At 47.3% G+C, this 9,702-nt stretch carries 12 protein-coding genes and 1 pseudogene; 6 read left to right on the top strand and 7 right to left on the bottom strand.

The annotated features are described in order from the left end of the window. Positions 1-278: hypothetical protein (locus Q0241_RS21060; protein WP_299381048.1), on the bottom strand; the 278-nt coding region annotated here is incomplete at its 3' end. Between the two features lie 303 nt (positions 279-581). On the opposite strand from Q0241_RS21060, the gene Q0241_RS21055 reads away from it, so the two are divergent. The 5 genes from Q0241_RS21055 (at position 582) to Q0241_RS21035 (ending at position 3,338) form a co-directional block, all read left to right on the top strand. Continuing rightward, positions 582-1,421: a hypothetical protein gene (locus Q0241_RS21055; protein WP_299381047.1), complete on the top strand. Its 840-nt coding sequence runs from the start codon at positions 582-584 to the stop codon at positions 1,419-1,421. A gap of 200 nt (positions 1,422-1,621) precedes the next feature. Next, a complete protein-coding gene (locus Q0241_RS21050; protein ID WP_299381046.1) occupies positions 1,622-2,002 on the top strand; it encodes an NADH:ubiquinone oxidoreductase subunit NDUFA12 in 381 nt (126 codons plus the stop codon). An 85-nt stretch (positions 2,003-2,087) separates the two neighbouring features. Continuing rightward, positions 2,088-2,537 (top strand): outer membrane lipid asymmetry maintenance protein MlaD, encoded by a 450-nt coding sequence (gene mlaD, locus Q0241_RS21045; RefSeq protein WP_299381045.1) that lies wholly within the window; start codon positions 2,088-2,090, stop codon positions 2,535-2,537. A gap of 42 nt (positions 2,538-2,579) precedes the next feature. Continuing rightward, positions 2,580-2,810: a hypothetical protein gene (locus Q0241_RS21040; RefSeq protein ID WP_299381044.1), complete on the top strand. Its 231-nt coding sequence runs from the start codon at positions 2,580-2,582 to the stop codon at positions 2,808-2,810. 27 nt (positions 2,811-2,837) lie between these two features. After that, on the top strand, positions 2,838-3,338 hold the full coding sequence (locus tag Q0241_RS21035) for a DUF2155 domain-containing protein (RefSeq protein WP_299381043.1): 501 nt from the start codon (positions 2,838-2,840) through the stop codon (positions 3,336-3,338). Positions 3,339-3,421: 83 nt separating this feature from the next. Here the strand turns inward: Q0241_RS21035 and aat are convergent, their stop codons facing one another. The 6 genes from aat to Q0241_RS21005 form a co-directional block, all read right to left on the bottom strand. Then, complete coding sequence (aat, locus tag Q0241_RS21030) at positions 3,422-4,090, bottom strand: leucyl/phenylalanyl-tRNA--protein transferase (protein WP_299381042.1); 669 nt, start codon at positions 4,088-4,090, stop codon at positions 3,422-3,424. 60 nt (positions 4,091-4,150) lie between these two features. Then, the gene (gene accC, locus Q0241_RS21025) at positions 4,151-5,500 is read right to left on the bottom strand and encodes an acetyl-CoA carboxylase biotin carboxylase subunit (RefSeq protein ID WP_299381041.1); all 1,350 of its coding nucleotides are present in this window, start codon (positions 5,498-5,500) and stop codon (positions 4,151-4,153) included. A 21-nt stretch (positions 5,501-5,521) separates the two neighbouring features. Continuing rightward, positions 5,522-5,962, bottom strand: a complete 441-nt coding sequence (locus Q0241_RS21020) for an acetyl-CoA carboxylase biotin carboxyl carrier protein subunit (protein WP_299381040.1) — start codon at positions 5,960-5,962, stop codon at positions 5,522-5,524. Continuing rightward, the gene (aroQ, locus tag Q0241_RS21015; protein WP_299381049.1) at positions 5,962-6,417 is read right to left on the bottom strand and encodes a type II 3-dehydroquinate dehydratase; all 456 of its coding nucleotides are present in this window, start codon (positions 6,415-6,417) and stop codon (positions 5,962-5,964) included. Before aroQ ends, Q0241_RS21020 begins: the two co-directional genes overlap by 1 nt. A gap of 313 nt (positions 6,418-6,730) precedes the next feature. Beyond that, positions 6,731-7,555, bottom strand: a complete 825-nt coding sequence (locus Q0241_RS21010) for a DsbA family protein (RefSeq protein WP_299381039.1) — start codon at positions 7,553-7,555, stop codon at positions 6,731-6,733. A gap of 145 nt (positions 7,556-7,700) precedes the next feature. Further along, positions 7,701-9,065: a M48 family metalloprotease gene (locus tag Q0241_RS21005; protein WP_299381038.1), complete on the bottom strand. Its 1,365-nt coding sequence runs from the start codon at positions 9,063-9,065 to the stop codon at positions 7,701-7,703. Between the two features lie 60 nt (positions 9,066-9,125). Here Q0241_RS21005 and Q0241_RS21000 point away from each other — a divergent pair. After that, a pseudogene (locus Q0241_RS21000) lies at positions 9,126-9,702 on the top strand (gamma-glutamyltransferase); the annotation flags it as partial.

The following is a 9,702-nucleotide window of genomic DNA, read 5'->3' as shown; positions in this document are numbered from 1 at the left end:
GAAAGATAGCAGACTGTGACGCTGAAGATAAAAAGGCCCATCATGCAGAGTGGGATTATTTTATTTCTGGGCACGGAGAATGTCGTTTTGCTGGCAAGCAGGATTGTGACCATGATGATACTGCCCAAAACAAAGCGAATAATGGTTGCGCTACTGGCTGTTACCCCGATCGTGTAGGCAAAGGGAAAAATAGGGGTGATCAGCCCAAAAGAGGTCCCGCCAACAAGGCCTGTGAGGATCCCGAAGAGGGGAGGTTTTTTTATTGCTATGTTGTTCACGATTCTGCTCTACGGGTTCTGTCAGTTTTATAGGGCGTTAGGGGCGAGGTATATGATTAAACCCTAGAAAGTCTTAACTTGATACTATCCTTGGTCATGGCATGTTTTCATCATGATTAGGTCAGGGAAAAGCCGTTGTGGAAAGTTAAATCAAATAAATAAACGCCTTTGGGCGGCATTTTTTGGGGGAGCATTTTTTTACTCAATATAGAGGCGTGTATCGTTTGACGCTCTATGTTATTTAGGGCTGAGATAAAAACAGGGTATTAATAAGGTCCAAAGACCGGGATGAAAGACGACTGAATGAGAGTTAGTTTATCAGATTTTCGTGACAGGCTTGAAGATTGTCTGGAAGCCAGAGGCGCGCAGGAAATCACACTTGATCGTGCCGCTGCTATGGTGCAATGGGCAGAGCGCCTTCATCGGTGTGGTATTCGCTTTCTGGCTAAAAATAAATCCGCTTATAGCCAGACAGACATGACAAAGATTGAATTGCTGTCCGAGAAAGATAATGCTGCATTTCTTGATGCGAATGGGCAGTCGCTGGCAGTCGCGGGTATTCAGGCTGTTGAGAAGGCAACACACAAGGCACGTGAACAGGGAATGGGACTTGCCGTTATCACAAATGTTTGTGATCTCGTCGGGTTAGGTCAGCTTGTTGAAGACGCCGTGGAAGATGGCTTGGCCTGTTTTGCTACCTTTGTTGTCGATCCGGTTTCTGACGAAGGTCAGATCCTGACAGAGCTTTATGGCAGTAGCCGGGGGATTGTTGGCGTCCCCGGAGCCGAAGAAGATTTGTATATTGAACTGTATGGTCTTCCTGTCAGTCATGACGCCTTTGTCCAAGGCATTACACCGGGGAATATTGGTGAACTGGTTGTGAGTGCCTTAACCAAAACGGACAAACAGGTCCCAGGCTGTACAATACTGGTTTTGGATCTGCCACAGCTTTACCCTGATATGATCAAAGCTCTTGAAGCTGGTGTTTCCTCTGTACCAGCAAGGCTATTTAACCCCGCCGATCAGATCGCAAGAAATCAGGATATTGCCGAAGAAGGTTATCAGGTTGAAGAGGGGGACTGGAAAGCTATTTGTGAACCTGAAGGGCTTACTGTCGTCCCAAAAGATGACCAAGAGGCATAGCTGAGTAAAAATTACGTCATTTTTGCGCCCTTTGGACTGGACTGAAAGGGGTTGCAGTGTAATATTCAGCGCAGAAAGATTAAGTCGTGTTTTGATGGCGCTACTTATTTTTTACCCAAAAAGATCAGTTACCTTAAGTAGCTGTTCATAAGACAGATATATAAGAATAGGGTTGAACCCAATTCAATTAAGGAAGAGATATGGCTGGAACTCCTCTTGGAACTCGTCTGTTCACATGGCTCAAAGGCGAGCTGGTTGGGCAAGATCAGGACGGCAACAAGTTCTATCGCACCAAGGGTGGCAGTGAAGTGCATAAAAATAGCCTGCGGTCCGAACGTCGCTGGGTTATTTATAATGGTGAACCAGAAGCCAGTCGCGTTTCTGCTGACTGGCATGCCTGGATTCATCATACAACGGATGAACTTCCACCTGAAGGTGGTTATGCCAAACACGAATGGCAGCAAGAGCACCAACCAAACAAAACTGGAACAGCCGAAGCTTACCGCCCAAAAGGCAGTATGCTAAAAGCTGGTGAGCGCCCGCGGGTTTCTAGTGATTACGATGCTTGGCAACCTGAATAAACTCTGACCTTTTTAGGCAGAGATTAAATTGACGTGGTCTTTGCCTCTAACTTTTTAACCTAACTTTCCCCTGTAGGTGAGCTTGATGAATAGAAGTATTGTTGAAACGATTATTGGCGGGCTTGTTTTGCTTGTTGCTGTTTCCTTTGGCTTCTACGCCTTTAGCAGTAGTTCTGGTGGCTCTTCTACTGGGTACGAGGTGGTCGCCGAATTCGATAATGCCAATGGCCTGGTCTCGGGCACAGATGTCGAAATTGCAGGTGTAAAGGTTGGGACAGTTCTTCGTCAGGAACTGGATAAAGATACGTATTTTGCTGTTGTCACACTTTTGATCGATGAAGATGTTAAGCTTCCCAAGGGGACCTCTGCGCGTATTCTATCAGATAGCCTGTTGGGGGGGAATTTTGTCAGTCTTGAGCCCGGCGGTGAAGATGATTACATCGAAGCAGGTGGCCTTATTATTGATACTCAGGGATCTGTAAATCTTATGGATCTTCTCGGTCGTTTTGTTTTCTCTTCGGCTGACAATAATTAAAAACGGTCAGTATCTCAAGGGATGTCCTGAGGGAATTTCAGCATGACGGATAAGAGCAAATCGACAACTGTCTGGCGTCAACCCGACGGAGAGCCTCTTTCTTGCCTTGAAAAGATCAAAGTCTTGAATGAAAATCTCGAAGAAATAAGAGAACTTTCACAAGATGCGTTGGAAGACGCGGTTCTTATGGGGGGGGATGAAGATCAACTTCGTGAAGTCCTAAGGGCAATTGTTGATGATCTGGTTAATCCTTACGCCTCAAAAAAACACTGACAGGATCAGCAGAGGGAAATTTGTAGCTTGTTACAGATCGCGAAAAAAATAACGACGGTTCGAATTGCGTCCCTGTCAGCTGTAGCATCTTTAAGCGGTGCAATTGCCGCAACAGTCATAGGGCTGTCGCCTCTATCTGCGCGTGCTGAAATGATTTCTTATGAAGTTGCTGTCCTACAAGGTCTCAATAAGATTACTGCGCGCGTTTCAGAATTGCATGTGCCAGTAAATCAGCCAGTACGGTTTGGGTCTCTCGAGATTACAGCAAGAGAGTGTCGGAAAAGCCGACCAGAGGAAATGCCTGAATCAGCATCTTTCCTTGAAATTGATGATCATAAAGAAAATGTCGAAGCCACACGGATGTTTACCGGATGGATGTTTGCGTCATCCCCTGCCGTGTCGGCAATGGAACATCCGGTTTACGATATATGGGTGGTGAACTGTATGTCACTGGATGAGGCGCGGGCCGCTGAAGCAAAAAAGGCTGAAGAAGAAGTGCAGAAAACAGAAGAGAAAATAGAAAATTAGCCGTGCTTTCAGGGCTTATTTCTTAAAGGTCTGAGCCGTTGATGAACTCAGTCCTCCCGTGTACTCAATTCCCCTCTGCGTACTCAGTCGTCTGTGTAAATGGCTGGGCGATTGCCCTTGCAGCTTTCAATAAAGTCTGACAGTTCACCTTCTGAAAGTTCCAAAGGAAAGCGCGCGGGCGCCTGCATTGCTTCGAACAAGCATTTTTTATAAATTTCTCGTTCAATTTCAATGGTGCCAAACTGGCTTAGATGCTCGGTGGTGAATTGTGTGTCCAGTAGGGTATAGTTTCCTTTAACAAGGCGGGCTGCCAGATGAATAAGAGCAATTTTGCTGGCATTACTGCGGCGAGAGAACATGCTTTCACCAAAAAATGCGCCACCGAGTGAGACGCCATAAAGGCCGCCAACAAGCTTACCATCAAGCCAACATTCCACAGAATGCGCAAATCCACGTTCGTGAAGTTGAGTATATATTTTCTTGATAAGGGGATTGATCCAGGTATCTGGTCGCTGTGATGTTGTTGCGGCGCACATTTCCAAGACATCAGAAAAAGACGTATTACAGCGGACTTCGAAAGGATTTTTTTTCAGCGCTTTTCGCAAGGAGCGAGAGATATGGATTTTATCTAGAGGAAGGATGCCGCGATTCTCTGGATCTATCCAATGTAAATCCAGAGAATCATGACTTTCCGCCATTGGAAAAACCCCAATGGTATATGCTTTTAAGAGTAGATCTGCTGTGATCTCCATGAACACCTATGCCCAGAAATTATGCTTCAACACTTTATTCGGGGAATGCCTGTCCAGTTTTTACCCTTTATTCAAGCTATCAACAAATTTTTCCAACCAGTGGATATCATAGACACCGGATTGAAACTCTTCGTTATTTACCAATTCCATATGTAGTGGAATTGACGTGTTTACACCATCAATCACGTACTCTTGCAGGGCACGCCTTGTTTTCATGATACAATCGGCACGATCGTCTCCATGGACAATCAGCTTGGCAATCATGCTATCATACGTTGGTGGAATTTTATATCCGGCATAAATGGCAGCATCAACACGAATACCAAGGCCACCTGGGGCATGGTAGCCTTTGATCAGGCCTGGGGATGGCATAAAGTTGAAGGGGTGCTCAGCGTTGATCCGGCACTCAATCGCATGCCCTTTCAGGACAACTTCTTCTTGAGTGTGGCTCAGCTTTTCGCCAGCAGCAACGCGGATCATTTCGCGCATAAGATCAATGCCACTGATCGCTTCTGAAATCGTATGCTCGACTTGGATACGTGTATTCATCTCGATGAAATAGAATTCACCATTTTCATAGAGATATTCAATGGTACCAGCACTTTTATAGCCAAATCCTAACATCGCATCGGCAGAAATTTTACCAATACGATTACGTTCTTCGTCCGTTAGCATCGGCGATGGCGCTTCTTCTAACACTTTTTGATGACGCCGTTGAAGAGAGCAGTCTCGCTCGCCCACGTGGATTGCACCACCTTGACCGTCGCCTAGTAACTGGATCTCGATATGCCGGGGTGTCCCCAGATATTTTTCCATATAGACAACATCATCACCAAAGGCAGACTTGGCTTCGGTACGTGCCAGTCGGAAACCTTGACGAAGTTCATCATCGTTATTGGCGACTTTCATGCCGCGACCACCGCCACCAGAACGGGCTTTGATCAGGACGGGGTAGCCGATTTCCTTGGCAATTTTAATGCCGTCTTCGGCACTTTCCAGTGCACCGTCGGATCCTGGAACAACCGGGATACCAAGCTTGATAGCTGTTTCCTTCGCGGCAACTTTATCGCCCATAATCCGAATGTGTTCGGGGGAGGGACCGATAAAGGTAAAGCCGTGTTCTTCTACCATTTCGGCGAAGCCAGCATTCTCGGAAAGAAAGCCAACGCCGGGATGAATAGCATCAGCGCCCGTCATTGTTGCAGCCGAAAGAATTGCTGGAATGTTGAGATAACTGTCTTTGCTTGGTGCGGGGCCAATACAAACGGACTCATCGGCAAGGCGAACGTGCATTGCGTCGGAATCTATTGTGGAATGGACTGCAACAGTTTCGATGCCCATATCGCGACAAGCCCGAAGAATTCTAAGGGCAATTTCGCCGCGATTGGCAATGAGGATCTTTTTGAACATGAAGCCTTCTTGTGTCAGCTATTATTCAATAACCATCAGTGGCTCACCAAATTCGATTGGCTGACCGTCACTGACGAGGATCTGTTTTACGACGCCTGATTTAGGGCTAGGCAGCGGGTTCATGACTTTCATTGCTTCGAGAATAAGAAGCGTCTGTCCCTCTGTTACGCTGTCGCCTACCTTTACAAAAGTCGGGGCGCCAGGTTCTCCTGAGAGATAAGCCGTTCCAACCATTGGTGAGGTAATGGCGTTTGCAGGTACGCCGCCAGCATCACTTGCCGCAGGTGCAGGTGCAGCGGCAGGTGCAACAGCAGCTGGGGCAGCAGCGTGAACAACTGTTCCGCCTCGGACTAAGCGGATACGGTGACCGTCTGCTTCATATTCAATTTCGCTCAGGTCCGTTTCATCCAGCAAGCCGGCGAGGGTACGGATAACCTTCTCATTTACTTCAAGTTTAGACATTATAAATCTTGTTCGCTGTTTAAAACGTTAGCCATCGCATCCATAGCCAAAAGATAGCCCTGACGCCCCAGACCACAAATAACCCCAAGGGCTGCTTGTGATACATAGGATTGATGTCGAAAGCTTTCGCGACGATGGATGTTAGAGATATGTACCTCAATAACGGGTAACCCGACACCCTTTAGGGCATCCAGTAATCCGATTGATGTATGGGTAAGTGCACCCGGATTGATGATGATACCTTTGTGTGTATCACGCGCGTCGTGGATCCAGTCAATAAGCTGACCTTCCCAATTGGATTGCTTGCACGCCAAAGAAAGCCCAAGAGCTTTGGCACGTTTGTGACAAAGCGTATTAAGGTCTTCTAAGGTTTCAGAACCATAAATTTCTGGTTCACGGGTACCCAACAAATTCAAATTGGGTCCGTTTAAAAGCAACACTGACGGCAAAGGTATGCACCATTCATTTCAGTTAAATGAATTGATTAGGGGTAACATAGCAGTGCAGATCGTGCAATCAATTGCGTCAATTGTTGTCGCTTTTTTTCAATCCGTTAGATTGCCTTAACCGTAAGAGAGACAACAAAAATCAGGTGTGGCTGTCCATACGATTTTCAGGGTGGTTTCTGTATGTGTCCCGTATGGTTCAGTGGGGCGGTCACTGGGAAATATTCTGACCGAATTCCCCCGGGTGGTTATCCGGGGGAATTACACGGGCAAACGTCCCTTGAGATGCTCCCCTTAACGGGGGTATGTCATTAATACGGGGTTAGCTGGCTTTTTTTGCGCGGATACTCTGTATGAGTGCTTTGAATTCTTCGAAGGTGGTGTTTGGCGGGACGCTTGTTGTTCCGACGATGAATGCGGGGGTGCCGTTTGCGCCAATTCGTTGTGCTAGAGCACGGGTGCTAAGGATTTCCTGCCCAACTTCTTCGGCTTTCATGTCATCTTTGAATTGATCTAAGTCCAGGTCAAGATCTTCTGCCAAGGCAAAAAGCCTGTCTTGGGAAAGGTCCGACGCACTGTCCATCAAAGCAAAGTGGTATGCGGCATATTTCCCCTGTTTCATGGCCGCTAGGGCTGCACGTGCGGCAATCATGGATTCCGGGCTGAGGATCGGAAACTCTTTCATGACAACTTTCAGATTGGGATCATCCTCGACAAGTTGTTTAACGATAGAGGCTGCTTTGTGGCAATAGGGGCAGCGGTAATCAAAGAATTCAACAAGCACAACATCACCATCAGGGTTCCCTAAGACGGGAGACGTCGGGGAGTTGTGGAGATCTTCTAGGTTGCTGGTAATCGCAAGCTGTTTTTGCTCTTCTTCGCGTTGGGCCTGTAGCTCTTGATAGCGGGTCAGAGAGTCGATTATGACCTCTGGGTTTTGCAAGAGATACTCTTTGACAGCTTCTTCAAAGGCCTTTGTCTGTTCTTCTGTTTTCAAAGGGAAAACCGTAGAGCTATCTGTGGCGTCCTGTGCGTGACCAATTGTTCCCAGGGCAATTGTTGTGGATAGGGCAATACTGCCCGCTAAAACTGACTTGCGAAGAGTTGCCCAGTTATAGGACGTATGATTTTTTTTACTTAGGAGCATTGGTTTCGACTTTTTTTAATGGCACATAATGTGGCTATAATGATGAAATCCCTACGAATATGCAAAGAACTTTCCCGTGAATGGCAAAGAACTTTAATGTGAACGATTACGTTCTACGCTTGTGCGTGAGGATATTTGAATTCGGTTAATTGTTTTTACGCTTCTTATCTTTACGTTCTGCTGTGCTGTTCAGATCCGAAGCACGTAACCAAGCAGGTGATCCTTTGGGGAGCAAATCGCGTGCGCGTCCCGACTGGATAACGGCTTCGGCATATTTTCCTCTGCCATAGGCGGCTTCGGCGAGGGCCAGTGTTGTCATGCCCTTGTCACCACGGCGTCCATAGATGATTGCCGCCTGTCGCCAAACGCCTGCGTTATTCGGTTCCTGTGCCAGAATGGTTTGAATATGTTCCAGAGCTATCGTGTCTTTTTCGGGGTTATTTTCTTCAACAAGGACGCGCACGTACAACGTTTTTATGGGTGCTGCATCCGGGGCCAGTTCCACAGCCTTTTGAAGATAGGGGGCAGCTTCTTGCCCACGGGCAAACTCAAACAGGATTTGACCTTTGAGTTCCAAAAAATAAGGGTCGTTCGGATAATCAACCAGTAAGCTGTCGAGTTCCCGCAGGGCATTGTCTATATCCGTAGAACGGTAATAGGAAATAGCACGGGCATATCGCCCTTCTTGCGACATGTCTTCCGGCGGGTATTTTCGGAGCACTTTAGTTGAAGAATCTAAAAAGCCGACAAGTTTGGCAACAATCCGTTTGTGGAGTTGGATAATCTCGGGCGAATCGGTTTTATCAGAATATGGTGATTTCAGAACTTCATTATCCAGAAAGTTGTATCTTTGCTGTGACAGGGGGTGACTGCGCAGATAAGGGTCCTGATTTTGGCTGAGCAGTACTTCCTGTCCCCGCAGCACACCCATAAAATCGCGCAGGCCAGCGGCAGACTGTTCTGTGGCGCGCAGATACTTCACAGCAGCCTGATCAGCGGCGGATTCTTGTTGACGGGTATAGCTTAGGAAGTTTCTAAGAGCCAATGATTGCCCCGCGCCAATAATAACGCCAGCTGCTTCGCTTTTGCCTGTGGCCAGTGCGGCCCCAACACCCAGCAAGTAACTGGCAAAAGTTGTAACCAGCGCTTTGTCGACACTGTCGCCACGAAAAGCAACGTGCCCACCGGCAAGGTGTCCGGTTTCGTGGGCAATCACACCAATGACTTCCGAAGGCGTTTTGGCCTTGATTAACAGGCCCGTATTGATAAACATCCTGTTACCAGATGTCACAAAGGCATTAAGGCTTTTGTCATTGACGATGAAAATACTTACACTTTGCGGGCTGATACCAGCAGCCTGAAAGATTGGGGTGGAATAAACCCTCAGAGCGTGTTCTGTTTCAGCGTCACGGATCAGGTTCAATCCCTGTGCTTTTGCTGGAAAGGTAAAAGTAACAGTGGCAATAAAAGCAATGATGCGTAAAATCAGGCGGGCTGGTCGTTCATTCAACGGACAGTTCTCACAAGTTTATAAGATTTCGTATAGTCAATTGGGGGCAAAGCGTCAGTAATGCAAGACACCTTTTTCGGTAAAACAAAACTTCATTCCGCTATCTTAACAGCATGTTTGGGGGGAATGCTACTCTCAGCTTGTGAAACTGCGGATGAAACTGCAAAAGGAAATCTTCAGGTTGTCGAAGGTTTTGCTGGCGTTGTATCAGCTGATGAACCAAGGGCTGCACAGGTTGGACGCGAGTTGCTGGGCAATGGCGCGACGGCTGCTGATACCGCTGTTGCGATGTATTTTACCATGGCTGTTACCATGCCATCGCGTGTTGGTATCGCTGCGGGCGGGGCGTGTTCTTATTATGACAAGGAAGAAAACAAAGCTGTTGCCTTGAATTTTCTTCCGAAATCGTCTGCGTCTGGTGGTGTGATTCCAAAAGCGCCTCGTGTAATGGCTGCGCTGCATGCTAAATACGGGTCTGTTCGTTGGCAGCAGCTTGTTGCATACGGGGAGAATCTGGCACGCTTTGGAAACCCTGTTAGCCGTTCCTTTGCTTATGATCTGGCCCTTGCTAATCAACGACTGGGTGTTAATGCTGAACTTCTGAGCAAGTTTGCACGCGAAGACGGCAAGCTGCCGC

Origin of the sequence: uncultured Kiloniella sp., from assembly GCF_937128705.1 — a bacterium.
Classification (GTDB): domain Bacteria; phylum Pseudomonadota; class Alphaproteobacteria; order Kiloniellales; family Kiloniellaceae; genus Kiloniella.
The sequence above is the reverse complement of the archived record's forward strand: the minus strand, read 5'-3'. Positions and strand labels throughout refer to the sequence as shown.